The organism is Agrobacterium sp. (assembly GCF_059499945.1).
In genome coordinates this window covers 568,636-591,270 of sequence record NZ_JCABZP010000003.1, presented here as the reverse complement: position 1 = coordinate 591,270, position 22,635 = coordinate 568,636, and the positions used below count along the sequence as shown (strand labels likewise).

22 protein-coding genes are annotated in these 22,635 nt (G+C 59.1%); 12 read left to right on the top strand and 10 right to left on the bottom strand.

The genetic code is table 11. The annotated features are described in order from the left end of the window. Window positions 1-14 precede the first annotated feature (14 nt). The 5 genes from AC5I5B_RS05065 to AC5I5B_RS05045 form a co-directional block, all read right to left on the bottom strand. Complete coding sequence (locus tag AC5I5B_RS05065) at window positions 15-851, bottom strand: carbohydrate ABC transporter permease (protein ID WP_003504003.1); 837 nt, start codon at window positions 849-851, stop codon at window positions 15-17. Then, a complete protein-coding gene (locus AC5I5B_RS05060; RefSeq protein ID WP_065662131.1) occupies window positions 851-1,789 on the bottom strand; it encodes a carbohydrate ABC transporter permease in 939 nt (312 codons plus the stop codon). The genes AC5I5B_RS05065 and AC5I5B_RS05060 overlap by 1 nt, the downstream gene beginning before the upstream one ends. Further along, a complete protein-coding gene (locus AC5I5B_RS05055) occupies window positions 1,789-3,120 on the bottom strand; it encodes an ABC transporter substrate-binding protein (RefSeq protein WP_111792387.1) in 1,332 nt (443 codons plus the stop codon). Before AC5I5B_RS05055 ends, AC5I5B_RS05060 begins: the two co-directional genes overlap by 1 nt. 104 nt (window positions 3,121-3,224) lie before the next feature. Next, complete coding sequence (locus tag AC5I5B_RS05050; RefSeq protein WP_495752376.1) at window positions 3,225-3,881, bottom strand: GntR family transcriptional regulator; 657 nt, start codon at window positions 3,879-3,881, stop codon at window positions 3,225-3,227. A gap of 21 nt (window positions 3,882-3,902) precedes the next feature. Next, complete coding sequence (locus AC5I5B_RS05045; RefSeq protein ID WP_003504010.1) at window positions 3,903-4,787, bottom strand: dihydrodipicolinate synthase family protein; 885 nt, start codon at window positions 4,785-4,787, stop codon at window positions 3,903-3,905. A gap of 282 nt (window positions 4,788-5,069) precedes the next feature. Here AC5I5B_RS05045 and AC5I5B_RS05040 point away from each other — a divergent pair, with 282 nt between their 5' ends. The 7 genes from AC5I5B_RS05040 to rutF all read left to right on the top strand — a co-directional run bounded on the left by AC5I5B_RS05040 (window position 5,070) and on the right by rutF (window position 10,293). Then, window positions 5,070-5,681, top strand: coding sequence for a biliverdin-producing heme oxygenase (locus AC5I5B_RS05040; protein WP_060723697.1), 612 nt, complete (start codon window positions 5,070-5,072; stop codon window positions 5,679-5,681). Window positions 5,682-6,088: 407 nt separating this feature from the next. Then, window positions 6,089-7,180: a pyrimidine utilization protein A gene (gene rutA, locus AC5I5B_RS05035; RefSeq protein WP_111781986.1), complete on the top strand. Its 1,092-nt coding sequence runs from the start codon at window positions 6,089-6,091 to the stop codon at window positions 7,178-7,180. Further along, on the top strand, window positions 7,177-7,917 hold the full coding sequence (gene rutB / locus AC5I5B_RS05030) for a pyrimidine utilization protein B (protein ID WP_060723695.1): 741 nt from the start codon (window positions 7,177-7,179) through the stop codon (window positions 7,915-7,917). The genes rutA and rutB overlap by 4 nt, the downstream gene beginning before the upstream one ends. 26 nt (window positions 7,918-7,943) lie before the next feature. Next, window positions 7,944-8,330 carry a pyrimidine utilization protein C gene (gene rutC, locus AC5I5B_RS05025; RefSeq protein WP_111792390.1) on the top strand — a complete coding sequence of 129 codons (387 nt, stop codon included), beginning with the start codon at window positions 7,944-7,946 and terminating at the stop codon, window positions 8,328-8,330. Window positions 8,331-8,343: 13 nt separating this feature from the next. Next, window positions 8,344-9,135: a pyrimidine utilization protein D gene (rutD, locus tag AC5I5B_RS05020; RefSeq protein ID WP_162695502.1), complete on the top strand. Its 792-nt coding sequence runs from the start codon at window positions 8,344-8,346 to the stop codon at window positions 9,133-9,135. A 16-nt stretch (window positions 9,136-9,151) separates the two neighbouring features. Beyond that, window positions 9,152-9,742 (top strand): malonic semialdehyde reductase, encoded by a 591-nt coding sequence (locus tag AC5I5B_RS05015; protein WP_107675966.1) that lies wholly within the window; start codon window positions 9,152-9,154, stop codon window positions 9,740-9,742. A 26-nt stretch (window positions 9,743-9,768) separates the two neighbouring features. Beyond that, entirely contained in the window at window positions 9,769-10,293 is a 525-nt protein-coding gene (gene rutF, locus AC5I5B_RS05010; RefSeq protein ID WP_111792391.1) for an NADH-dependent FMN reductase RutF, read from the top strand. Window positions 10,294-10,472: 179 nt separating this feature from the next. Here the strand turns inward: rutF and AC5I5B_RS05005 are convergent, their stop codons facing one another. The 3 genes from AC5I5B_RS05005 to AC5I5B_RS04995 all read right to left on the bottom strand — a co-directional run bounded on the left by AC5I5B_RS05005 (window position 10,473) and on the right by AC5I5B_RS04995 (window position 15,581). After that, entirely contained in the window at window positions 10,473-11,906 is a 1,434-nt protein-coding gene (locus AC5I5B_RS05005) for an NAD(P)(+) transhydrogenase (Re/Si-specific) subunit beta (RefSeq protein ID WP_111785240.1), read from the bottom strand. Between the two features lie 19 nt (window positions 11,907-11,925). Further along, the gene (locus AC5I5B_RS05000) at window positions 11,926-13,500 is read right to left on the bottom strand and encodes a Re/Si-specific NAD(P)(+) transhydrogenase subunit alpha (RefSeq protein WP_111834176.1); all 1,575 of its coding nucleotides are present in this window, start codon (window positions 13,498-13,500) and stop codon (window positions 11,926-11,928) included. Between the two features lie 197 nt (window positions 13,501-13,697). Then, window positions 13,698-15,581 (bottom strand): MFS transporter, encoded by a 1,884-nt coding sequence (locus tag AC5I5B_RS04995; RefSeq protein WP_003504034.1) that lies wholly within the window; start codon window positions 15,579-15,581, stop codon window positions 13,698-13,700. A gap of 167 nt (window positions 15,582-15,748) precedes the next feature. Between AC5I5B_RS04995 and AC5I5B_RS04990 the strand changes: the two genes are divergently transcribed. The 3 genes from AC5I5B_RS04990 to AC5I5B_RS04980 all read left to right on the top strand — a co-directional run bounded on the left by AC5I5B_RS04990 (window position 15,749) and on the right by AC5I5B_RS04980 (window position 18,161). Next, complete coding sequence (locus AC5I5B_RS04990) at window positions 15,749-15,979, top strand: hypothetical protein (protein ID WP_003504036.1); 231 nt, start codon at window positions 15,749-15,751, stop codon at window positions 15,977-15,979. A gap of 110 nt (window positions 15,980-16,089) precedes the next feature. Next, window positions 16,090-17,124, top strand: coding sequence for an aspartate-semialdehyde dehydrogenase (locus AC5I5B_RS04985; RefSeq protein WP_003504038.1), 1,035 nt, complete (start codon window positions 16,090-16,092; stop codon window positions 17,122-17,124). A 221-nt stretch (window positions 17,125-17,345) separates the two neighbouring features. After that, entirely contained in the window at window positions 17,346-18,161 is an 816-nt protein-coding gene (locus tag AC5I5B_RS04980; protein WP_003504041.1) for a lytic murein transglycosylase, read from the top strand. A 196-nt stretch (window positions 18,162-18,357) separates the two neighbouring features. Here AC5I5B_RS04980 and AC5I5B_RS04975 read toward each other — a convergent pair whose 3' ends face one another. Both AC5I5B_RS04975 and pdxY read right to left on the bottom strand, forming a co-directional pair. Next, on the bottom strand, window positions 18,358-18,999 hold the full coding sequence (locus AC5I5B_RS04975; protein WP_003504043.1) for a carbonic anhydrase: 642 nt from the start codon (window positions 18,997-18,999) through the stop codon (window positions 18,358-18,360). Window positions 19,000-19,173: 174 nt separating this feature from the next. Continuing rightward, on the bottom strand, window positions 19,174-20,049 hold the full coding sequence (gene pdxY, locus AC5I5B_RS04970; RefSeq protein ID WP_003504045.1) for a pyridoxal kinase PdxY: 876 nt from the start codon (window positions 20,047-20,049) through the stop codon (window positions 19,174-19,176). A gap of 224 nt (window positions 20,050-20,273) precedes the next feature. Between pdxY and AC5I5B_RS04965 the strand changes: the two genes are divergently transcribed. Continuing rightward, complete coding sequence (locus AC5I5B_RS04965; protein WP_111835093.1) at window positions 20,274-21,734, top strand: phospholipase D-like domain-containing protein; 1,461 nt, start codon at window positions 20,274-20,276, stop codon at window positions 21,732-21,734. 49 nt (window positions 21,735-21,783) lie between these two features. After that, window positions 21,784-22,629: an endonuclease/exonuclease/phosphatase family protein gene (locus AC5I5B_RS04960; RefSeq protein ID WP_111835092.1), complete on the top strand. Its 846-nt coding sequence runs from the start codon at window positions 21,784-21,786 to the stop codon at window positions 22,627-22,629. The last annotated feature ends 6 nt before the right edge of the window (window positions 22,630-22,635 follow it).

Below are 22,635 nucleotides of genomic sequence, written 5' to 3'. Positions count from 1 at the left end.
TTTAATTGGTTGATTCAGCCGCCCTTGACGGCGCCGGCGGTGAGGCCCGCCACGATCTGTTTCTGCGCGAACATGGTGAGCAGCAGCACCGGCAGCGTCACGATCAGCGCGGCTGCGGCAAGCGGTCCCCAGCTCACCTGTTCGAAGGACAGCATGTTGTAGACCGCCACCGGCAGGGTGCGCGTTTCACGGCTTGCCAGCACGATGCCGAAGACGAAGTTATTCCACGAGAAGATGACCGCCAGAATGAAGGAGACGACGATGCCGGGCTTGGCAATCGGCAACGCCACCAGCCGGAACACCTGCCAGGAGGATGCGCCATCGATGCTTGCCGCTTCTTCCAGTTCCTTCGGCGTGGTTTCGAAATAACCGATCATGATCCAGACCACGATCGGAACCGTCACCACGAGATGGATGATGATCTGCGGCCAGAGCGTGCCGAGCAGGTTCAGCCATTGGAACAGCAGGAATAGCGGAATGAGGAAAGAGAGGCCGGGCGTCATGCGGGCGATCATGATGACGACAGCCGACTTTTCCGCCTTCAGCCGGGCGATGCCGTAACCGGCGGGCACGCCGATCACCAGCGCCAGAATGGTGGCCGCACCGGTGACGAGCACCGAATTCCAGAAATAGAGGAAGAAATTATTCTCCTCGAACACCTTCACATAGTTCGACCATGCGAAACGCTCGGGGATGAGGATCGGCGGATAAGCGCCGTTGTCGATTTCATATTTCAGCGACAGCGAGATCATCCAGATGAAGAACAGGATAACAGGCGAAATCATCACCAGCGCCACGAAAAACAGGCCGATGCGGTCGAGGTTTTTACGTTTGAGCAATTGGCGAGCCATCAGCGATCCTCCATCTCGTTCCATTGCGCACGCTGGCGCACCATCAACAGCACAAAGGACAGCGCCACGATGATGATGAAGAAGACGACGGCCATGGCCGAGCCGTAACCGATATCGTAGTAGGAAAACGCCGTGTTGTAGAGGTAGATGTTGATGGTTTCCGAGGCCGTGCCAGGGCCGCCCTGCGTCATCGCGTAGATGATGTCGAAGCTTTTGACGGCATCGATGGAACGGATGATGACGGCGATCATCAGGAACGGCGCGATCATCGGCATGGTCAGGTAACGAAACTTCTGCCAGGCGTTGGCACCATCGATTTCGGCGCTCTCATAGGGTTCGCGGGGTACTGCAGCCAGTCCGCCGAGCACGATCAGCATGACGAGCGGCGTCCATTGCCAGGTTTCCACCAGCACCAGCGAGGGGATGACGGTGGACTGGTTGTAGATCCATTCCAGCGGTCCGATATGGATGAAGGACAAGAGATAGTTCAGAACGCCGAGCTGCGGGTGGAACATCATGGTCCAGACGAGCGCGATGGCGACCGGGGTCGCCATCATCGGCATCACGAACACGCCGCGCAGAAAACCGCGCAGCGGAAACTGCGCATCGAAAACCAGCGCCGCCAATGTTCCCAGAAACAGCGGAGCGACGACCGACAGCACGGTATAGATGAGGGTGTGCCAGAGCGATTCCCAGAACCTCACGTCGCTTGCGAGCCTTATATAGTTATCGAAACCGATAAAGCTCTGCTCCTGTCCGAGCGTCCAGCGATGGACGCTCATCCACAGGGTGAAGACCCACGGAAAAACGATAACCGCCGAGATGACGACAAGTGCCGGTATGACGAAAGGCCAGTAGTTGGGAGCAAGCCTTGCGGGCCTGCTCCCTTCTTTCCGGCTGACGCTTGTTTTGGTGTTTTCGATGCTCACGGAGGCCATTATCCCTCGCTACGCGCCAGAACGGGTGCGAACTGTTCCGTCGCTTTTTTCAGCTCAGCTGCCGGGTCCGCGCCGCCGATCATGTTGGTGAGGCCGACGCCGTAGATGTCGCGGAATTCCGTGACTGGAATGATGACCGGCAGGGCAAGCTGCGAGACCTTGCCGGAACCGACGACCGCATCCAGCCAGGCGGCCGGCATCTTCACGCCTTCCCGCACCTTCTGGTCTTCGAGGATGGACTGGCGGAATGGAACACCCGCACCTGCCTGCAGCAGGCGCGCACCCATGTCGTGCGAAATCGCCCATTGGCAGAAGAGGTAGGCCGCTTCCTTCTTGCTGCTGGCTTCGACGACACCGAGGCCATCGCCGAAGGTGCCGGCCGCCTGTGCTGCCGGGCCCTTCGGCATGACACCGTAACCGACCTTGCCGACAACGCGGGATTTTTCCGGGTTTTCGATCGGCGGTGCAAAACCGACGCCATCGAACCACATGCCGATCTTGCCCTGAAGGAAGGCAGACTGCGCTTCGGCCCAGTTGAAGCCGGAAACGCCGGGAGGGGCGGCTTTGGTCATCAAGCGTTGATAGAGTTTCGCTGCCTCGACCGCTTCCTTGGATTCGGTGTCGACCTTTCCGTCCGCGCCGATCGGCTTTGCGCCGTAACCCAGCATCAACGAAGTCCAGACCGGGGTATTGGCATTTTTCAGACCGCGGGCGACGAAACCGTAGGTGTTGGTTGCGGGATCGGTGATCTTTTCCGCTGCCGTCACCAGTTCCTCGAAGGTCTCAGGGTATTTCAGGCCCTTGGCTTCGAAGAGTTCCTTGTTCCAGTAGACGATCCAGTAATCCACCGAGAATGGCAGCGAGCGCAGCACGCCGTCGCTATCCTTGGCAAACAGCATGCCGGCTTCGGCAAAATCCTTTTCGACGAGGGACGGATCGGTCAGCGACGGGTCCTTCAGGAAGCCGCTGATATCGGCCAGCCACTTGCCCTTTTCGAACTGTCTCTTCTGCACGTGGTAGCTCAGATGAACGACGTCGAAGCTCGGCTTGCCGGAGGAAAGCTCGATTACCACCTTCTGGCGCTGCTGCTGTTCAGGTGTTGCTTCGGCATTGACCTTGATGCCGGTCAGTTCCTCGAATTCGCCCAGATATTTGATCAGCGTTTCGCTGCGCGGGCTTTTGACCAGGTTGACTTCAAGCGTGGTGCCGGCGTGTTTTTTCCAGTTCACCGCCGCCGATGCGGGGCGGATGCCGAGCACCGCGCTGCCACCGATCGCTGCCGTGCCTGCCAGAAAGGCGCGACGCGTGGGGTTGAGCAATGAATGCGTCATGTCAGTTCTCCTCCAGTTAGCCGGAAATTCTCCTCACCTCCGGCTTGTTGCTTATTTTCATGCAATTCCGGGCAGGACCTTTCTTCTGCCCTACCGGAATTGCCCTATACTGCCAGCGCCCTGTCCCTTGCGTTGCGGATATGGGCGGTCAGCCGCTCCACGGCGTCTTCGACGGATCGCTTCTCAATGGCTTCGAGAATGGCGAGGTGTTCTTTCATCACCGATTTGACATGGCCTGCGATGCGAAAGCGCTCCTGATTGATGAGGCGCATCTTGATGGAATTGACCCTGTAGGCGTTCGAGATGATCGAATTGCCGAGACTATCGATGAAGGCGTCGTGCATGCCCCAGTCCACCTGCTGCGCGTGCTGGTCCAGCTCCGGCGATTCCCCACCGTTTTCCGTCGCCTCGACGATATCGCGGTGCTGTTTCAACAGCTTGGCGATGGTCTCGTCCGAGGCCGAACGCGTAAAGAGCGCCACGGCCTCCTTCTCGAGAAAGATCCGGAACTGGAACGCCTCGCGGATGAGGTTGATGTCGATATGGGCGACCTGCAATCCCCGCTGCGGCACGGTCTTGATCAGACCTTCCGCCTCCAGCCGTGGAATTGCTTCCCGGATCGCGCCCAGCGGCGGACCCGTCAATTCCACGAGGCGGCGTTGCGAGATGAATTGCCCAGGGCGAACGTCGCGCGAGAGAAGGTGATGCGTAAAGCTTTCATACGCCCGTTCCCGCAATGTCTGTTCGCCGGTATCGTCCATGCTCAACCTTTCAAGGTCTGTTCAGGCGGCCTGTTTGCGAAACAGCGCGTCGAAAGCGCCTTCGATCTGCCGCCGGCCCTCCGGTGAAATGGCAACGAGCGGCGCGCGCACGTCAGACCAGATATTTTCCCCTGTCGTGTGTGATACCAGCACCTTGACGGCGGGCGTAACCGGAAATTTCAGAAGTTCCACAACAAGATCGACGATGCGCGCATCGTCCTTGCCGTCAACGGCCATGGCGCGGACTTCCTGCGTCAGGAAATTGGCAACGCCGGAGATGGCTCCCTGACCGCCCAGGCGAACGCCCTTGGCCAGATCACGCTCATCGCCGATCAGAATGGCGAGATCGCCGTGTTCTTTCAGCAGGCGCTCTGTGTGGCTCCAGTTGCCTGAGGAGTCCTTCACGCCGGTGACGATGCCCGGAAACGCTTGTCTCAGCCGCCCCACCAGTTCGACCGACAGTGTTACCATGGTCACGGAAGGGATGTTATAGACGAGAATGTCGCGCGCGCCCTTGCCGATCTTTTCGAAAACCGCCGAGAACCAGGCAAACAGGCCGTCATCGCTGACATTCTTGAAATAGGATGGTGGGGCGAGAAGAATATTGCGGGCACCTGCGTTCAGGGCCTCGGCGGACTGGTCGGCTGCATCCTCGATGGAATCCACGAGAACGCCGGTGACCAGACGGGAAGGCGCAATGCCTGCCTCAATGAAGCGGGAGAGAATGACCTGCCGTTCGCGGCTGCCGACGGAGCATCCCTCGCCGGTGGTGCCGAAGAGTGTCACGCTGTCGCAACCATTTGCAAGGCAACGGCGGGCATGCGCGATCATGGCGTCTGTATCGACGGTTCCGTCAGTTTTGAAAGGGGTCGTCAGTGCTGCCGAAAGGCCGAATTTCTGGGTCAATTAAGATGCTCCTCCAAGATGGCTGCAGATTGATGGCACACTGACATGTTAGTTGTAAAGCGGTAATTGCAAGATGATTGTTCGGTAGGCTGGAATGGTGGGCGGATTGGTTCCGGAGGCTGCTTGATGGGGTGTGTTGCGTCCGGTGGGGCATGGTATGTTTGCGGCGGTTTTCGCAGATGCCATTTTTCCGCGGAACACCAAAAAATGCGAAAATAAAATTTGACTGTTTCAGTAAAGATTTTTATCAGGCAATCTGTTTGTGGGATAAAGGGAAGTATCATGACCGTTGTGGAGCCGTCAGCGCCTGTGGAAGAGATCGAGCAGAGCCGAGTGAAGCGCCTGAGGGCTGCAACGCGCGGCGCGCATGGCGGTCTCGATACCTTCATCATGGCAGCCAAGCCGTTCGAGAGCCGGGAGAACTTCGGCAAATTCGTGGAAACGCAATATCTTTTCCATCGCGACCTCGATGCCTTCTTCTCCAACGCAACGCTCGATGGCCTGCTGCCTGATCTCAAAGGCCGCCGCCGTCTCTCCATGATCGAGCAGGACCTTGCCGATCTCGGTCACGCTATTCCCGAAACGGAAGCCCCACGCTTTACTGACGAAACGCCGTTCGATCTGCCGGAGGCCATGGGCTGGCTTTACGTGGTCGAAGGTTCCAATCTCGGTGCGGCTTTCCTCCTGAAAGATGCGGCGAAGCTTGGCCTCAGCGAAGAATTCGGCGCGCGCCATCTGGCCGGCGCTCCGGAAGGGCGTGGCCTGCACTGGCGCACCTTCACCGCCGCGCTCGATGAAATTTCGCTGACGGTCGAAGAGGAAGAGCGTGTTGTCGCAGGCGCCGAGGCTGCCTTCCGCGCCGTGCATGCCTATGCGCAGCAGCGTCTCGTCTGAGGTTTTGGCATAGCTCCGTGATTGAAAATGGCGGCCGGTAGGTTAGCTAAAATTTGCCGACAGAACTCGCTCAGCATTCGACGTCATCCTCGGGCTTGACCCGAGGATCCATTGATTTCAGTGGGTTATGGATCCTCGGGTCAAGCCCGAGGATGACGGCGGAGAGGTTGGAGCTTTTTCGTCGCGTATATTGGGGACGGCTCGAGGGCCGTCCTTTTTCTATTTATAACTGCCGAATAAACAGGCAAATATTTTGACCAAATGATAAATTTTTTATCTTTTGGTCAAGGCTCAATGTGTCCCAAAATTTTATCCATTTGATAAAATTATTTTATTTGGTCTGGCACAGAACCTGCTACTCTTTTGTCAAGTCAGGAGACACCTGACGCTAAAAAGGGAACAGCAAAATGGAAGTTGGTGTTTTTATACCGATCGGAAACAATGGGTGGCTCCTCTCCGAAAACGCGCCGCAATACAAGCCGAGCTTCGACTTGAACAAGGCGATCACGCTGAAGGCGGAGCAATATGGTTTCGACTTCGCGCTATCGATGATCAAGCTGCGCGGCTTCGGCGGCAAGACCGAATTCTGGGACTATAATCTGGAATCCTTCACGCTGATGGCGGGCCTTGCCGCCGTCACCTCCAAGATCAAGCTGTTCGGCACGGCCGCCACGTTGGTCATGCCGCCGGCCATCGTTGCCCGCATGGCGACAACGATCGACTCCATTTCCGGCGGCCGCTTTGGCATCAACCTGATTACCGGCTGGCAGCGTCCTGAATACAGCCAGATGGGGCTTTGGCCGGGCGATGATTATTTCGGTGATCGCTACGAATATCTCGGCGAGTACACCACCGTTCTGAAAGAGCTTCTGGCCGACGGCCAATCGGATTTCAACGGCAAGTTCTTCAAGATGGAGGATTGCCGCATGAAGCCAGTGCCGCAGGGGGATGTAAAACTCATCTGCGCCGGCTCCTCCAATTCGGGCATGGCGTTCTCGGCCAAGTTCGCCGATTACAGCTTCTGCTTCGGCGTCGGCGTCAATACGCCCAAGGCTTTTGCGCCCACCAATGAGCGACTTCTGGCGGCAACCGAAAAGACCGGCCGCGACGTCAAATCCGTGGTGCTGACCATGATCCTTGCCGAGGAAAAATCCGAGGATGCCTGGGCGAAGTGGGAGCACTACAAGGCGGGCGCGGATGAGGAGGCGATCAAGTGGCTCGGCCTGCAAAGTTCTGTCGACACCAAATCCGGCTCCGACACCAATGTCCGGCACATGTCCAACCCCGTCTCGGCGGTCAACATCAACATGGGAACGCTGATCGGCTCCTATGAGGAGGTGGCGGCCATGCTGGACGAGATGAGCGAAGTGCCGGGAACGGGCGGCGTGATGCTGACCTTTGACGACTTCCTCGAAGGCGTCGAAAAATTCGGCAAATATGTGCAGCCGCTGATGAAGAGTAGGGCGCATGTTCAGGCCGAACTGGAGGCTGCGGAATGAGCGAAGCCGTCGTGGCGGGTTACAAGGGGCCGGAAAGCCGTTCGGAAAGCGTGACGCTTCCCGCAAGGCCTGAGCCGATTACCCTGAAGCCCAGCGAGACCGCCGTTGTCGTGGTCGACATGCAGAACGCCTATTCGACCGAGGGCGGTTATGTCGACCTTGCCGGGTTCGATATTTCCGGGGCCAAGGGCACCATCGCCAACATCAAGAAGACGCTGGATGCGGCGCGGGCGGCGGGCGTTCAGGTCATCTATTTCCAGAACGGCTGGGACAAGGATTATGTCGAGGCGGGCGGGCCGGGTTCGCCCAACTGGCACAAGTCCAATGCGCTGAAGACGATGCGCAAAAGGCCGGAACTGCAGGGCCAGCTGCTGGCCAAGGGAACGTGGGACTATGCCATCGTCGATGAGTTGCAGCCGCAGCCCGGCGATATTCTGGTGCCGAAGACACGTTACAGCGGTTTCTTCAACACCAATATGGACAGCGTGTTGCGTGCCCGCGGCATCCGCAATCTGGTGTTCGTCGGCATCGCCACCAATGTCTGCGTCGAAAGCTCGCTGCGCGACGCCTTCCATCTCGAATATTTCGGGGTGATGCTGGAGGATGCCACGCATCATCTGGGGCCGGACTATATCCAGCAGGCGACGGTCTACAATGTCGAGAAATTTTTCGGCTGGGTGGCAACCGTCAATGATTTCTGCGGCGTGATTTCGCAGGCCGCACCCGTCACCGATTGATTGAGAAACACAAAGAGGAGAATGAAATGCCGAAGAAGATCGTGGTGCCTGCCGGTACCAGCAAACCCATCGCTCCCTTTTCGCCGGGAACCCTTGCCGATGGCGTGGTTTATGTTTCCGGCACGCTGCCCTTCGACAAGGACAATAATGTTGTGCATGTGGGTGATGCCAGTGCGCAGACCCGCCATGTTCTTGAAACCATCAAGTCGGTCATCGAAACTGCCGGCGGCACGATGGAAGACGTGACGATGAACCACATCTTCATCACCGACTGGGCGAATTATCAGGCCGTCAACGCCGTCTATGCCGAATATTTCCCCGGCGACAAGCCGGCGCGCTATTGCATCCAGTGCGGGCTGGTAAAGCCCGATGCGCTGGTGGAAATCGCCACCGTCGCCCATATCGGCAAATAGGGCGAAACGGCAGATGATGCATTTCAAGGTTCATGGCCGGACCGACGTCGAGGCGCCGACTATCCTGCTGTCTTCGGGGCTGGGTGGATCGGGCACCTATTGGACGCCGCAGATCGAGGCTCTTTCCGATCATTTCCGGATCGTCACCTATGACCATCGCGGAACCGGCAGGACCGGCGGCGAAGTGCCGGCGGATGGCGGTATATCGGCGATGGCGGATGATGTGCTGGAGATCGTCTCGGCTCTGAAGCTCGAAAAGTTTCATTTCATGGGCCATGCGCTCGGCGGTCTGATCGGCCTCGATATCGCGCTGCGCAAGCCTAATCTGATCGACCGGCTTGTTCTTATCAATGCCTGGAGCAAGGCCGATCCGCATTCGGGGCGTTGTTTCGATGTGCGGATCGAGCTTCTGGAAAAATCCGGCGTCGAGGCTTTCGTGAAAGCCCAGCCGCTGTTTCTTTATCCGGCGGCGTGGATGTCGGACCATCAGGAGAGGCTGGCGCGGGACGACGCGCATGGTGTCGCGCATTTTCAGGGCAAGGCAAATGTGCTTCGGCGCATCGCGGCGCTCAGGGCCTTCGATATCGATACCCATCTTGGCGAGATCGACAATCCGGTGCTGTTGGTGGCGACGAAGGACGATCTTCTGGTGCCCTACACCCGGTCGTTGCGTCTTGCGGAGGGTTTGCCGCAAAGCGAACTTTGCCTCCTCGATTTCGGGGCGCATGCGGTCAATATCACCGAGACTGACCTTTTCAACACGCGGCTTTTGCGGTTTCTGCTGCCGGCAACACGGCCATTCTGACAGGATTTTTAAGACGATGACGACAGCACTCGACGACAAGGCACTTGCAGCACTTTTCACCGCGGCACGCACCCATAATGGCTGGGCTGACAAGCCGGTCGGCGACGAGACACTGAGAGCACTTTACGATCTGACGAAGATGGGGCCGACCTCGGCCAATTGCTCGCCGGCGCGTTTCGTGTTCGTGCGCAGCCCGGAAGCCAAGGAAAAGCTGAGGCCCGCGCTTTCTTCGGGCAATCTCGAAAAGACCATGGCTGCACCGGTGACGGTGATCGCTGCTATCGACCGCGAATTTTACGAGAAACTGCCGGTGCTGTTTCCACATGCTGACGCGCGTTCGTGGTTTACCTCCAGCCCGGCCGTCGCCGAGGAAACGGCCTTCCGCAATGCCACTTTGCAGGCGGGTTATCTCATTATTGCGGCCCGCTCGTTGGGACTGGATACCGGGGCGATGTCCGGTTTTGACAAAGGCAAAGTGGATACGGCGTTTTTCGCGGGCACGACGTGGAAATCCAATTTCCTGATCAATCTCGGCTACGGCGATCCGTCCAAGCTCTTTGGCCGCCTGCCACGCCTTGGCTTTGAAGACGCCTGTGTACTGGCTTGATGGCCTGTTAAGGAAGGATGGGTTAGATGCGGATGATGTCTCTTGAAAAGGAAGCGGAAATGGAGACGAAGACTGCTGAGCAGCGCAGCCTCGAATACAGAAACGCCATGGCGCGGCTCGGTGCGGCGGTCAACATCGTCACCACTGATGGTGTGGCTGGACGTGCGGGTTTTGCAGCGACGGCCGTTTGCAGCGTTTCCGACAATCCGCCTACCTTGCTCGTCTGCCTCAATCGCAATGCTTCCGCCTACAGGGTGGTGAAGAGCAACGGCGTCATCTGCGTCAACACGCTTGCCTCGAAGCACGAGGCGCTGAGCACCCTGTTCGGCGGCAAGACGCCGGTGGAAGAACGTTTCGCCGCCGGGCGCTGGGGCGTGCTCGAAACCGGCGCTCCGGTTCTGGAAGACGCGCTCGTTTCCTTCGATTGCCGCATCCGCGAGGCGCATGATGGCGGCACGCACGATATCCTGATCTGCGATGTCGTCGATATGAAGATCAATGAGGGCGAAGAAGCGCTGCTGTATTTCAACCGGCGTTACCGGGTGCTTTGAGGCGACCGTTTTGGCTGATTACCAGCCCGAACCCCACCGTCGTATCCTCGGGCCTGACCCGAGGATCCACAACCCGACGCGCGATGGATCCTCGGGTCAAGCCCGAGGATGACGTCAAGGTGGAATGCGTTCTCAGAATTCGAAAGGGCGTTTCCGGTCTCCCGGAAACGCCCTTTCCGTTACTTGATCAGCGGCAGAAGATCGTTGATCGACTTCTTGGCGTCGCCGTAGAACATGCGGGTATTGTCCTTGTAGAACAGCGGGTTCTCGATGCCGGAATAACCCGTTCCCTGACCGCGCTTGGAGACGATGACCAGCTTGGACTTCCACACTTCCAGAACCGGCATGCCGGCGATGGGTGAGTTCGGATCGTCCTGTGCCGCCGGGTTGACGATGTCGTTGGAGCCGATGACGATAACGACGTCGGTATTGGGGAAGTCGTCGTTGATCTCGTCCATTTCCAGCACGATGTCGTAAGGCACCTTTGCTTCGGCCAGCAGCACGTTCATGTGGCCGGGAAGGCGGCCCGCCACCGGGTGGATGGCGAAACGCACGGTCTTGCCGTCAGCGCGCAGCTTGCGGGTCAGTTCGGAGACCGCGCTCTGTGCCTGTGCCACCGCCATGCCGTAACCGGGCACGATGATAACGCTGTCGGCATCGTTCAGCGCCGAAGCAACGCCTTCGGCATCGATCGCTACCTGTTCGCCATCGATTTCCATCGCCGGACCCGTCGTGCCGCCGAAGCCGCCGAGGATGACAGAGACGAAGGAGCGGTTCATGGCCTTGCACATGATGTAGGACAGGATCGCACCCGAGGAACCGACCAGCGCGCCTGTCACGATCAGGAGATCGTTGCCGAGCGTGAAGCCGATGGCGGCGGCTGCCCAGCCGGAATAGCTGTTCAGCATCGAGACGACGACAGGCATGTCGGCGCCGCCGATGCCCATGATCAGGTGATAGCCGATGAAGAAGGCGGCCAGCGTCATCAGCACCAGCGTCCATGCGCCGGCACCGTTGCAATACATGAGGAGCAGCACGAGCGACAGGATCGCAGCGCTTGCATTGAGGACATGTCCGCCCGGCAGCTTCTTCGCCTTGCCGTCCACCTTGCCGGCAAGCTTGCCGAAGGCAACGACCGAACCGGTGAAGGTGACGGCACCGATGAAGACGCCGAGGAAGACCTCGACCTTCATGATGGCCAGTTCTACCGGCGTCTTGTGGGCGAGGAGGGCGGAAAAGCCGGTCAACAACGAACGCGCCGTCTCATCGAGCGAAGCGACATGCGCTTCTTCGATATGGGCATTGAAGCCGATGAAGACGGCGGCAAGACCGACGAAGGAGTGGAGTGCGGCAACAAGCTGCGGCATCTCGGTCATCTGCACGCGGTTTGCGACGAAGTAACCGAGAACGGAGCCACCCGCCAGCATCAGAAGCACGATGAACCAGTTGCCGACGTCAGGTCCGAAGACGGTGGCGACAATGGCGAGACCCATGCCTGTTATGCCGTACCAGACGGCGCGTTTGGCGCTTTCCTGTCCGGAAAGGCCGCCGAGGGAAAGGATGAAAAGAACGGCTGCGGCAACATAGGCCGCGGAAACGATACCAATGGTCATAAAGTGTCCCCTACACGGCTCAGGACTTCTGGAACATGGCGAGCATGCGCCGTGTCACGAGGAAACCGCCGACGATGTTGATCGTCGCGATCAGGACGGAAAGCGAGGCAAGGAGCACCACCAGCCAGTTGCCGGAACCGATCTGCAGCAGCGCGCCGATAATGACGATGCCGGAAATCGCGTTTGTCACCGCCATCAACGGCGTGTGCAGCGAGTGGCTGACATTCCAGATGACAGAGAAGCCGATAAAGCAGGCGAGCACGAAGACGATGAAATGGCTCATGAAGCTTGCCGGCGCATAGAGGCCGACAAGAAGCAGAACCGCCGTGCCGATGACCAGCAGGCCGACCTGACTTTTCGTCTGCGCCTTGAACTCGGCGCGTTCCTTGGCGTGCTTTTCCTCAGGCGTAAGCTCTTTTGCTCTTTCCTTGGGTTTCTGCGCGGCAATGGCCTGGATCTTCGGCGGCGGCGGCGGGAAAGTGATCTCGCCCTGATAGGTGACGGTCGCGCCGCGGATGACGTCGTCTTCCATGTTGTGAACCGGCTTGCCGTCCTTTGCGGGCGTCAGGTCGGTCATCATGTGACGGATGTTGGTGGAATAGAGCGTCGAGGCCTGCGTCGCCATGCGGCTCGGGAAATCCGTGTAGCCGATGACGATGACACCGTTGTCGGAAACGACGCGCTGGTCGGGAACCGTCAGGTCGCAATTGCCGCCGCGCTCGGCAGCAAGGTCGATGATGACCGAACCCGGCTTCATTGCCGCCACCATGTCGGCCAGCCACAGCTTCGGGGCGTCGCGGCCCGGAATGAGCGCGGTGGTGATGACGATATCGATCTGCGGAGCGAGTTCGCGGAACTTTTCGAGCTGCTTCTCGCGGAATTCCGGCGAGGAGGGGGCGGCATAACCGCCGGTGGCGGCACCATCCTGGCTCTGTTCGGCGAAATCGAGATAGACGAATTCAGCGCCCATGCTTTCGATCTGTTCGGCTACTTCCGGGCGCACGTCGAAGGCATAGGTGATGGCGCCGAGCGAGGTGGCCGTGCCGATGGCGGCAAGACCGGCAACGCCAGCGCCGATGACCAGCACCTTGGCGGGCGGCACCTTGCCGGCGGCGGTCACCTGACCGGTGAAGAAGCGGCCGAAATTATTGCCCGCCTCGATGACGGCGCGATAACCGGCGATGTTGGCCATGGAGGACAGCGCGTCCATCTTCTGGGCGCGGGAAATGCGCGGCACCATGTCCATGGCGATGACATTTGCGCCCTTTTCCTTGGCCTGCTCCAGAAGGTCCTTGTTCTGGGCGGGATAGAAGAACGAGATCAGCGTCTTGTCCGAAGACAGGCGATCAATCTCCGACGTTTCCGGCGGGCGAACCTTGGCGATGATATCAGCGCCGGCGTAAAGCGCTTCGGCGCTATCGACGATGGTGACACCGGCTGCGCGATAGGCGTCGTCGGAAAATCCCGCCGCCTTGCCTGCACCGGTTTCGAGGATGCAATCATATCCGAGTTTCTGCAATGCCTGGGCGCTGTCGGGCGTCATGCCGACGCGCGCTTCGCCCTCATATAATTCCTTAGGCGTCCCGATCTTCAAAATGGCTCTCCCTCTGCCTGAAAATACAGGGGGGTCATAACCCATTCAGGGGGGCTTTGTCTCCATATTGATTTTGTCTTGCCTGCGACGGAATGACAGCCCCCTGCGACAGGCTCGTTCGATATGCTGGCCCGTGGCGCAATAAAAAAACCCGGCGCCTGCGCGCCGGGTTCCGAAAATGTCCTTCAGGTTGTCGCTCAATCCATGGTGTGGATGTCGCGATCCTTGGTTTCCGGCAGGAACAGCAGGCCGACGACGAGCGTGATGCCTGCGAAAACGATCGGATACCAGAGGCCGTAATAGATGTCGCCTTTCGCCGCGCTCATCGCGAAGGCGGTGGCAGGCAGAAGGCCGCCAAACCAGCCGTTGCCGATGTGATAGGGCAGCGACATGCCGGAGTAGCGGATGCGGGTCGGGAACAGTTCGACCAGCAGGGCCGCGATCGGGCCATAGACCATCGTCACATAGATGACGAGCACGGTCAGGACCGCGATGATGACGACCCAGTTCACGGCGGCCGGATCGGCCACCATGGCGAAGGCGCCGCCGCCGGCAATGGTGTAGACGGCCATCTCAGTCGCTCCGGCGGTCTCGGCCGGCGTCAGCAGCTTGTCCGCCACCAGCTTGTCGGTTGCGACCATCTTCTTGTCGGCGGCACGAACGGCTACCGCATTGAGGTTGAGCTCCGGGTTGGCTGCGATGAAGGCGTCCAGTTTCGCATCCGGCACCTGTGCCGCACCGCGCACCAGCGGGTAGCCGCCGTTGTGCAACGCGGTGTTGACCTGCTTCTGGAAGGCCTTGTCCTTTGCAGATGCATCCGCGCCGGCTGCGATGGCGTCGTAGCTGGCGATGGTGGCGTCGCCGATCTTGACGCTCGCCGGTTCGCCGGCCGCTCCCGCAACGACGTCATAGGGAACGGAGTTGCGCGTCAGGAACGAGGTGGCGATATCGCAGGATGTGGTGAATTTCGCCGTGCCTGTCGGATTGAACTGGAATTTGCAGTCGCCCGGAGCTGCGGTCACGGTGGCGCGAACGCTGGCCTGCGCTTGCGCAAGTGCCGGGTTGCCCGCCCAGGTGAGCGCCTTGAACAGCGGGAAGTAGGTCAGCATTGCGAGAACGAGACCGGCCATGATGATCGGCTTGCGGCCGATCTTGTCGGAAAGCCAGCCGAAGATCACGAAGAAGCTGGTGCCGAGGATGAGCGCTGCCGCGACCATGATGTTGGCCGATTGCCCGTCCACCTTCAGAATGCTCTGCAGGAAGAACAGCGCGTAGAACTGGCCGGTGTACCAGACGACGGCCTGGCCAATGACGGCGCCGACGAGGGCAAGCAGGGCGATCTTGGCGTTTTTCCACTGGCCGAAGGCTTCGCTGAGCGGGGCCTTGGAGGTCTTGCCCTCTTCCTTCATCTTCTTGAAGGCGGGGGATTCGTTCATTTTCAGACGGATCCAGACGGATACGCCGAGCAGCAGAACGGAAACGAGGAAGGGAATGCGCCAGCCCCAGGCGGCGAAGGCTTCCTTGCCGAGTGCGAACTGCACACCGAGGATGACCACCAGCGAGAGGAACAGGCCGAGCGTCGCCGTCGTCTGGATCCACGAGGTGTAATAGCCCCTGCGGCCGTTGGGCGCGTGTTCGGCCACGTAAGTTGCAGCACCGCCATATTCACCGCCAAGCGCCAGACCCTGCAGCATGCGCAGCGCGATCAGGATGATCGGAGCGGCAATGCCGATCTGCGATGCGCTGGGCAGCACGCCGACGAGGAAGGTCGAGACGCCCATGATGAGGATCGTGACCAGAAAGGTATATTTGCGGCCGACGATATCGCCCAGACGCCCGAATACCAGCGCGCCGAAGGGGCGCACGAGGAAGCCGGCGGCAAAAGCCAGAAGCGCGAAGATGTTACGTGTCGTTTCCGGATATTGGCTGAAGAAGTTCGCGCCGATATAGATCGCGAGCGAGCCGTATAGATAGAAGTCATACCATTCGAAGACCGTTCCGAGAGAAGAGGCGAAAATCACCTTCTTCTCTTCACCCGTCATCGGACGGGCTGCGCCGCTTACGGCTGCAACATTTGCCATTGTCTGTCCTCCACAGATGTCCCAATCGGCGCATTGCGGAGCCCATCTCTCTCCTCCGGGCAAACCTTGCGGCTGCAATGCGCGTGATGTCAGAGTGACAGAAAATTAACCCCAATAAGAGCGATGCTTTCGGATTATGACTTTAGTCTAATGTATAATGTGCAAAAATGTCGCAGGGCGGTTTTGGCCTGCCCGCACCGGATGGCCTGAAACGCGCCTTTTTTCTTGACACAAACAAGAAACCTTCTAATAGCTTCTGGCGAAGAAGGAGCATCACCTTGCGCATGCATGTTGCAGACATGTTCGTCATGGAAGGACCGGCACAATCCGCCGGCGATGATCCGCGCCTTTCTTATTCTATCCGAATTACGGCCAAAACGACGATTAAAACCGTCTGACGTCTCTGGCCACCGCTCTCTCCCCGGTTTGGCCGGGGATCGTGGAAGCCGCGATCTAATGCGGGTTCCCACCTCACCAAAAAGAGGAGAGACAGAAAGAGAGCTTGATCATGGGTTTCAAAGTTGCAATTGCAGGCGCCACCGGCAACGTCGGTCGCGAAATGCTCAATATCCTGGCCGAACGCGGTTTTCCCGCCGATGAAGTCGTGCCTCTTGCTTCCGCCCGTTCGCAGGGCACGGAAGTCTCCTATGGCGATCGCACGCTGAAGGTCTCGAACCTCGAAAACTACGATTTTTCCGACACCGATATTTGCCTGATGTCTGCCGGCGGTGATGTGTCCAAGAAGTGGTCGCCGAAGATCGGCCAGCAGGGCTGCGTCGTCATCGATAACTCGTCCGCATGGCGCTACGATCAGGACGTTCCGCTGATCGTTCCCGAAGTCAACGCTGATGCGGTAGCGGGCTTCACCAAGAAGAACATCATTGCCAACCCGAATTGCTCCACGGCACAGCTCGTCGTCGCGCTGAAGCCGCTGCATGACTTCGCCAAGATCAAGCGCGTCGTTGTCTCCACCTACCAGTCCGTTTCCGGCGCCGGCAAGGAAGGCATGGACGAGCTGTTCCAGCAGACCCGCGCCGTCTTCGTGGCCGATCCGGTCGAAACCAAGAAGTTCACCAAGCGTATCGCCTTCAACGTCATTCCGCATATCGATGTCTTCATGGAAGACGGCTATACAAAGGAAGAGTGGAAGGTTCTGGCGGAAACCAAGAAGATGCTCGATCCGAAGATCAAGGTAACCTGCACGGCTGTGCGCGTTCCGGTCTTCATCGGTCATTCGGAATCTGTCAACATCGAGTTCGAAAACGAGATCACCGCCGATCAGGCGCGTGACATCCTGCGCGAAGCGCCGGGTTGCCTCGTCATCGACAAGCATGAAGATGGCGGCTACATCACCCCGGTCGAATCCGCCGGTGAGGACGCAACCTACATCTCGCGTATCCGCGAAGATGCGACGGTTGAAAACGGCCTCAACATCTGGGTTGTTTCGGACAATCTGCGCAAGGGCGCTGCCCTCAATGCCATCCAGATCGCCGAACTCCTGGTCAATCGTGGTCTCATCAAGCCCCGCAAGGCGGCTGCCTGATCTACGATACGATTTTTTAAGGTTCGTTAAGTATAACCCGTCTGTTCTGTGTGGGGCAGGCGGGTTTTATAATTGGCGAGATCACGGCCAGTTTATTTGCAGGCCTTGCTGTCGAAAGGCAATTTAGGCCGCCAAAAGACAGTTTTGGCACCTGAATCATACAGTATTGACGGTTTGGTTCTCGGGAAAAATTCCCCAAAGGATATCGAAGGCAGATTTTGATGCGGGCAATGAAGGTAATTCTGGCTGGTGTGGCCATGGTTTCGGTTCTGGCAGCGACGCCGGTTATGGCTGCACAATGCAGCAACACCTCGGCGGGCTTTGATGCCTGGGTCGGCGCCTTCAAGCAGGAAGCCGCGGGCCGCGGCGTCAGCGCCTCGGTGCTTGACCGTGCCTTCTCCGGCGTCTCCTACAACCAGGCGACGATCCGCGCCGATCGCGGTCAGCACAGCTTCAAGCTGTCCTTCGAACAGTTCATGCAGAAGCGCGGTGGTCAGACGATCATTTCACGCGGCAAGACCATGAAGAAGAACAATGCAGCTCTGTTTGCGTCCATCGAACGCGCTTACGGCGTGCCGGCTGGTCCGCTGCTCGCCATCTGGGGCATGGAAACCGGTTTTGGCGGCTTCATGGGCAACCAGCATACGCTTTCCGCCGTTGCGACGCTTTCCTTCGACTGCCGTCGTTCGGATTATTTCACCGAGCAGCTTTATGCGGCGCTGAAGCTCGTTGGCAGCGGCTCGCTGAACGTCAACGCCAAGGGCGCTGCCCATGGTGAAATCGGCCAGACGCAGTTCCTGCCGCTGAACGTCGTGCGCTATGGCGTGGATTTCGACCGCGACGGCCGTATCGATCTCGTCGGCTCGCGCGCCGATGCGCTGGCTTCCACCGCGAACTTCCTCGTCGGCCATGGCTGGCAGCGTGGTGCGGGCTATCAGCAGGGTCAGGCGAACTATGCCGCCATTCAGGGCTGGAACGCTGCAAGCGTCTACCAGCAGGCCATTGCGTTCATCGGCAAGGCGATCGACGGCCAATAAGGCTGTTTCTGCGGACTAAAATTTCGCTTTCGTCATGCCGGACTTGATCCGGCATCCGGCGACGTAGCGTCCGACAGAGGTTTCCCGCATAACCGACGTCATCCTCGGGTCAAGCCCGAGGATGACGAAGGAGAGGTTTGATTGCCGGGCAGATTAATGGCCACCCAGGACGTCTCGCTCTCTCAATCCGCTTCAATCACAGGTCCGGGCGGCGAAAGTCGCCCGTTTTGCTGTCCATCACCCACAATTCTCCGGTCGAAATATCGAACCATGCGCCGTGCAGCTTCACCTTGCCGGCGGTTTCCTGCGCCTTGACGAAGGGGAAGCCGCGCAGATTGGCGATGGAGTTGCGGATGGAAACGCGCTCCAGTGCCGTCTGACGCTCGGAGGCGGTCATGATGTCGTTGCTCTGGATCTGTTCGGCCGCCGACTTGACCATGTTCATCCATTTACCGATGAAATCGCCGGGTGACAGTGGCTCGAGATTGGGATCGAGTGCTGCCTGAATGCCGCCGCAGCGGCCGTGGCCCATGACGACGATGTCCTTCACCTTCAGAACCTGCACGGCATATTCGATGGCGGCGGAGGTGGCGTGGTACTGTCCATCCGGCTCATAGGGCGGCACCATGTTGGCGACGTTCCGCATGACGAAAAGCTCTCCCGGTCCGCAGTCGAAAATGGTTTCCGGCGCCGAACGGGAGTCACAACAGGCAATGAACAGGGTCTGCGGTTTCTGTCCGGTCTCGGCCAGAACGCGATATCTTTCGCGTTCGTCGACATAACGACCGCTCATGAAGTTCTTGTAGCCGTTGAGAAGGTTTTCCGGAAAATCTTTCATCTATCGCAGTACCGTTGTGCTTGGACCAAGATCAAGAGAAGAACTCGGTGCGTTGAAGACCAATCCTTTGGAGCATTTTCGCTTTTCTTCGAACCGCGAAGCCGCTCCAACTCCTTGTTTCCGCATTTCCAGCCGGAAAACCGGGGGCCACTTTTCCTGGAAATGCTCTAGTCGCTATTTGCGCTTGCTGCGCGAAGGATGCAAGAGATGACGCATCTGCACCATGGCCATGGGTGTGGAGAGACTTGAAGAGTCGGTCTCCAGCGTCAGTTCGTTCATGTCGCGTTTTTTGGTGCGGGCCAGAATTTCGAAGACGCTGGCGGTTGCCAGCTGCAGCGCCTTTTCATCATCGAGACCTTCCAGCAGGCGGGCGAGGAACAGCGCCGACATCAGGTCGCCGAGACCGTTCGGCGCATTTTCGATGGCGCGATGTTCGGCAAGCAGTGCGTGGCGGCCGCTGAGGTAGAGGTTGCCGGTGCCGCCCGTCATCATCGGCACGGCTGAGGTGACCAGCATTTTCGGCGGGCCGAGGGAAAGTGCGGCATCCATGATGGCATTGTTGGTCTCAAGCTCGGCGCCGCTCATCCAGGCCAGTTCATAACGGTTTGGCGTGGCGACCGTGGCAAGCGGGATGAGGTGATCACGGATGGCTTCGGCAGTCTCAAGGGGAATGTAAAGCCCGCCCAGATCGCCCATGACCGGGTCACAGGCATAAATCAGCGACGGGTTCTTTTCCTTCAGATTGCGGATCAGCCTTGCGACGGAGCGCACCTGCGCCGCGCTGCCGAAATAACCGGTCAGGACAGCCTTGACCTCGCCGATCCATTTGGCGTTTTCGAGGTCGGTCATTGCCTTGTCGAAATCGTCGTCCTGAAAGCGCATGCGGGTGGACGGGCCGTGGCCGGGATGCCAGGGCATGACGATGGTGGGCACCGCCCAGACCGGATAACCCAGCGTCTCAAGCGCAAAGACCGCCGCGCGGTTGCCGACGGAGCCACGCATGACATGGCTGGAAATGACGATGACAGCGCCCTGTGTATTTTCCTGCATCACGGCCTTCTTGCTTTCAAACGAGGCAGAAAGCCCGCAAGTGCACCTCGCCCTGCCACTGCCAAAGATCAAGATGCGCTCTCATGACATATCGCAAGCCCGGTTTCCACCGTTAATCCCGCAAGGGTCTGTCCCGCAAAAGCATGGCGCGGTCAGGTTCTTTGTCTCTGCCAGCGTCACCTGCGTGTCATTGCGGGATTGCCGAAGTACTCTATAGTTGTACCATGCTTGATCTCGTCATTGCCTATTGGCCGCATATCCTTGCCGTTCTCTCGATTTTGATGGGAACCGTGGCGGCCGTGCATGCCACGATGACGAAGGAGGAGGTCCGCTCCGCGCTTGGCTGGGTCGGTGTTATCGTGCTGTCGCCCATCGTCGGCGCGGTCATCTATGCGATTGCCGGCATCAACCGCATCCGCCGGTCCAATATCACGCAGAAGCGGTCCTTCATGCTGGACGAGATCATGGATCGCGTGGCGCGTCTGGATGCGAGCGGGGACATGATCGCCGCGCGCTTCGGACGGCGTTTCGAGGCTATGAAGACGCTGGGCGACCGGGTGACGCGCCATGCGTTGACGACCGGCAACGGTATCGAGCCGCTTGTGACCGGAGACGCGGCCTATGCCGCCATGCTGGAGGCGATCGGGGAGGCGAAGCGGTCGATCATTCTCGAAACATATATTTTCGACAATGACCGGATCGGCGCCCGTTTTGTCGCGGCGCTCGAAAGAGCGAAGTTTCGCGGCGTGGAGGTGCGTGTGCTGGTGGATGCGGTGGGCGCGCGTTATTCCGTGCCGAGCATCCTGCCGACGCTCAGGGAAAAGGGCATCGTCTGCGATGTCTTCAACGGCAATGTCATCATGGGGCTGCGGCTGCCCTATGCCAATCTGCGCACCCACCGCAAAATCCTCGTGGTGGACGGGCGCATTGCATTTAGCGGCGGCATGAATATCCGCGAGGGGTTCACGCTGGAATTTGGCGGCGAAAGCCAGTCGCACGACACGCATTTCAAGATCACCGGACCGGTGGTATCGGATTTTTTCTCCATCGCGGCGGAGGACTGGCGCTTCACGACAAAGGAGCTTCTGGATGCGCCGGTCTGGGATATCGCCATTCCCGACGGCGTGCCGGGCTCGCAGATCGTCGCCCGCGTCTGCTCCTCGGGGCCGGACAGGAGCATCGAGACCAGTCACAAGATGCTGATGGGGGCATTTTCCGTCGCCCGTTCCTCCATTCTCATCATGTCGCCCTATTTTCTCCCCGATCGGGAGCTTATTTCGGCGCTCATTACCGCAGCGAGGCGGGGGGTCGTGGTGGATATCATCGTGCCGAAAAGCAACAATCTGGTGCTTGTGGACAGGGCGATGACGGCGCAATTCGACCAGATGCTGAAGAATTATTGCCGCATCTGGCGGGCGACGGGGGCTTTCAACCATTCCAAGCTTCTGGTGATCGACGGGCGCTGGAGCTACATCGGTTCTTCCAATCTCGATCCGCGTTCTTTGCGGTTGAACTTTGAGATCGATCTCGAAGTTATGGATGAGGAATTCGCAGCAACGATCGGGAAGCGCATCCGGGATGCACGTGCGACCGCCTTGCCCGTGCGGCTCAGCGAACTGAATGCGCGGCCATTCGTTGTCCGTTTTGTGGAGCGTGTCCTGTGGCTCGCTTCGCCTTATCTTTAGAGTGCGGTGCGTCCGACAGGGCGCAGCGCGAGACCGGAGGCATAAACGCGTGAAAAAGAACGGTTTGCTGGAGGATGAAAAAACGGCTTTGACGAAAAACACCAGCCTGTCCGCTTTCGTCATGCAGTCGCTGCGCGACCGCCGTCAGCGGCAGAGTGCGGCACCGGCGACGAAAGATCACTCCTTTCCGGTGATCGCCTCCTACAATGTGCATAAATGCGTTGGCCGTGACCGCAAGTTCGATCCCGATCGCACCAGCCGCGTCATTCAGGAAATCGGTGCTGACATCATCGCGCTTCAGGAGGCGGATAGCCGTTTCGGCGAACGCACCGGCCTGCTTGATCTCGCCCGGCTGGAGCGGGAAAGCGGCCTCATCCCAGTGCCGGTGCTGGCCGGTGTGAAGGCCCATGGCTGGCACGGCAATGTCGTCCTGTTCAAGGAAGGCGCCGTCAGGGATGTGCATACGCTGAAATTGCCGGGGCTGGAGCCGCGCGGCGCGCTCGTCGTGGAACTGGATCTGAAAAGCGGCGGCACGCTGCGGGTCATCGCCGCCCATTTCGGCCTTCTCAGGCATTCCCGCGCCCAGCAGGCGAAAGCGCTGATCGGCCTTCTGGAAGCGCGCAACGAATGCGCGACCATTCTCATGGGAGACCTGAATGAATGGCGTCTCGGCAACGGTTCGTCGCTCAATACGTTCCGGGATGCTTTCGGCGCCCTGCCTCCGGCGGTGCCGAGTTTTCCGTCCAACCTGCCGGTGTTGGCGCTCGACAGGATCATCGCCAATCGAAAAGGGCTGATCGAGCAGGTGGAGGCGCATGACAGCGCGCTGGCGCGTATCGCCTCGGACCATCTGCCGCTGAAGGCCGCGGTTCGGACCGACTTGCTTCCGATCTGATCTTGC

What these genes read in the sequence shown, in the direction of transcription:
- AC5I5B_RS05065 (WP_003504003.1), bottom strand. Translation starts at nt 851, where the DNA reads ATGGCTCGCCAATTGCTCAAACGTAAAAACCTCGACCGCATCGGCCTG.
- AC5I5B_RS05060 (WP_065662131.1), bottom strand. Translation starts at nt 1,789, where the DNA reads ATGGCCTCCGTGAGCATCGAAAACACCAAAACAAGCGTCAGCCGGAAA.
- AC5I5B_RS05055 (WP_111792387.1), bottom strand. Translation starts at nt 3,120, where the DNA reads ATGACGCATTCATTGCTCAACCCCACGCGTCGCGCCTTTCTGGCAGGC.
- AC5I5B_RS05050 (WP_495752376.1), bottom strand. Translation starts at nt 3,881, where the DNA reads ATGGACGATACCGGCGAACAGACATTGCGGGAACGGGCGTATGAAAGC.
- AC5I5B_RS05040 (WP_060723697.1), top strand. Translation starts at nt 5,070, where the DNA reads ATGACCGTTGTGGAGCCGTCAGCGCCTGTGGAAGAGATCGAGCAGAGC.
- rutA (WP_111781986.1), top strand. Translation starts at nt 6,089, where the DNA reads ATGGAAGTTGGTGTTTTTATACCGATCGGAAACAATGGGTGGCTCCTC.
- rutB (WP_060723695.1), top strand. Translation starts at nt 7,177, where the DNA reads ATGAGCGAAGCCGTCGTGGCGGGTTACAAGGGGCCGGAAAGCCGTTCG.
- rutC (WP_111792390.1), top strand. Translation starts at nt 7,944, where the DNA reads ATGCCGAAGAAGATCGTGGTGCCTGCCGGTACCAGCAAACCCATCGCT.
- rutD (WP_162695502.1), top strand. Translation starts at nt 8,344, where the DNA reads ATGATGCATTTCAAGGTTCATGGCCGGACCGACGTCGAGGCGCCGACT.
- AC5I5B_RS05015 (WP_107675966.1), top strand. Translation starts at nt 9,152, where the DNA reads ATGACGACAGCACTCGACGACAAGGCACTTGCAGCACTTTTCACCGCG.
- rutF (WP_111792391.1), top strand. Translation starts at nt 9,769, where the DNA reads ATGCGGATGATGTCTCTTGAAAAGGAAGCGGAAATGGAGACGAAGACT.
- AC5I5B_RS05005 (WP_111785240.1), bottom strand. Translation starts at nt 11,906, where the DNA reads ATGACCATTGGTATCGTTTCCGCGGCCTATGTTGCCGCAGCCGTTCTT.
- AC5I5B_RS04995 (WP_003504034.1), bottom strand. Translation starts at nt 15,581, where the DNA reads ATGGCAAATGTTGCAGCCGTAAGCGGCGCAGCCCGTCCGATGACGGGT.
- AC5I5B_RS04990 (WP_003504036.1), top strand. Translation starts at nt 15,749, where the DNA reads ATGTCGCAGGGCGGTTTTGGCCTGCCCGCACCGGATGGCCTGAAACGC.
- AC5I5B_RS04985 (WP_003504038.1), top strand. Translation starts at nt 16,090, where the DNA reads ATGGGTTTCAAAGTTGCAATTGCAGGCGCCACCGGCAACGTCGGTCGC.
- AC5I5B_RS04980 (WP_003504041.1), top strand. Translation starts at nt 17,346, where the DNA reads ATGCGGGCAATGAAGGTAATTCTGGCTGGTGTGGCCATGGTTTCGGTT.
- AC5I5B_RS04975 (WP_003504043.1), bottom strand. Translation starts at nt 18,999, where the DNA reads ATGAAAGATTTTCCGGAAAACCTTCTCAACGGCTACAAGAACTTCATG.
- pdxY (WP_003504045.1), bottom strand. Translation starts at nt 20,049, where the DNA reads ATGCAGGAAAATACACAGGGCGCTGTCATCGTCATTTCCAGCCATGTC.
- AC5I5B_RS04965 (WP_111835093.1), top strand. Translation starts at nt 20,274, where the DNA reads ATGCTTGATCTCGTCATTGCCTATTGGCCGCATATCCTTGCCGTTCTC.